We start from the raw sequence: 381 nt of genomic DNA, 5'->3' as shown, positions 1-381 counted from the left end.
CACATCGGCCGTCCAATCTTGGCTCGCACCAGTCCCGGCGTTACCCGCCACGTCGGTGTAGCTGTTATCAGCCACCGTGATGCTCGGTACTGTGTCCGTGGCATCTTTGGTGAACGTCGCCGTCCACGTGGTGTCATCCACTTTCGTGAAGCCACTTAACGAACCACCTGCGGTCACCACGCTAGTCCCAACAAACCCCTCTACCGCTTCGCTAAAGCTAAAGGTCACACCCGCGGTTTCACCCACGGCAAGCACCGTGTCGTTATCGGTGGTGATGGTAAGCGTTGGGGCCAGCACATCGGCCGTCCAAGCTTGACTCGCACCGGTCCCGGCGTTACCCGCCACGTCGGTGTAGCTGTTATCAGCCACCGTGATGCTCGG

At 60.1% G+C, this 381-nt stretch carries 1 protein-coding gene; it reads right to left on the bottom strand.

Annotated features, from left to right (window positions below; genetic code table 11):
- Positions 1-381, bottom strand: a 381-nt coding sequence (locus tag AC2UZJ_RS12560; RefSeq protein ID WP_486950458.1) for an Ig-like domain-containing protein, incomplete at both ends; no start/stop codon positions are given.

The sequence above is a fragment of the Paenalcaligenes sp. DL 309 genome, from assembly GCF_057475285.1.
Note: the sequence above shows the minus strand (reverse complement) of the source record. Positions and strands in the feature narration are given on the sequence as shown.